At 64.8% G+C, this 879-nt stretch carries 2 protein-coding genes; both read left to right on the forward strand.

Features of this window, described 5'->3' with window-relative positions; translation table 11 throughout:
- Positions 1-67 precede the first annotated feature (67 nt).
- Entirely contained in the window at positions 68-367 is a 300-nt protein-coding gene (locus BST40_RS28285; RefSeq protein WP_083156614.1) for a transposase, read from the forward strand.
- Between the two features lie 11 nt (positions 368-378).
- Positions 379-879 (forward strand): IS3 family transposase (locus BST40_RS28290; RefSeq protein ID WP_142276868.1); only part of this gene is annotated, 501 nt, incomplete at its 3' end.

The following is an 879-nucleotide window of genomic DNA, read 5'->3' on the forward strand; positions in this document are numbered from 1 at the left end:
GGGGGTTGACCCCTGATGGTGGACACCTGACTGGTGGGGCTGCTGGTCCCGCGGGAAGGATGTCCGTATGTCGGGCAAGCGTCGCAAGTACACCCCGGAGTTTCGGGAGCAGGCTGCCCGCCTGGTGATTGAGACCGGCCGACCGGTGGCGCATGTGGCCGCCGAGATCGGTGTTGGTGAAGCAGTGCTGGGGCGTTGGGTGCGCCTCCAACGCGAAGCCTCCTCGGCTGGCGATACTGGCGTGGTGCTAGATGCTGATGAACGCGCAGAGTTGGAGCGCCTGCGCCGTGAGAATGCCGAATTGCGTTTGGACCGTGAGTTTTTGAAAAAAGCCGCGGCCTTCTTCGTGTCCGAACAACACCGGTAGAAGCCTACCGGGTGATCGAGGCGGAGAAGGCCACCTACACGGTTAAGCGGATGTGCGAGTGCCTGGAGGTGTCGCGCTCGGGGTATTACAAATGGCGCAAAACCCGCGAGCGCGGACCGACCCCGGCCCAGCAACGGCGCGCCGAGTTGGATGCCAAGGTCGCCAAGTTCCACGCGGCCTCCGACGGCGTCTACGGCGCCCCGCGCATCCTGGCCGATCTACGCGATGACGGTGAGCGGGTCTCGCGCAAGACGGTGGCTGCCTCGCTGCGTCGGCAGGGTTTGGCCGGGATCTGCCCGCGGCGGTTCGCGCCGGCCACCACGGTGGTTGACCTCGATGCTGCGGTGCCTAAAGACCTGGTCAAGCGTCGTTTCGACACCGGGATCCTCAACCGGGTGTGGACCTCGGATATCACCTATCTGAGCACGGGTGAGGGCTGGTTGTATCTGTGCGCCGTCCGTGATGGCTGCTCACGTCGGGTGATCGGCTGGGCCATCGACGATTACCTGCAC

Origin of the sequence: Mycobacterium persicum (assembly GCF_002086675.1) — a bacterium.
Classification (GTDB): Bacteria; Actinomycetota; Actinomycetes; order Mycobacteriales; family Mycobacteriaceae; genus Mycobacterium; species Mycobacterium persicum.

Bases quoted from the DNA above. Each gene is read 5' to 3' on its own strand.
- BST40_RS28285 (WP_083156614.1), top strand. From the start codon at position 68: ATGTCGGGCAAGCGTCGCAAGTACACCCCGGAGTTTCGGGAGCAGGCT.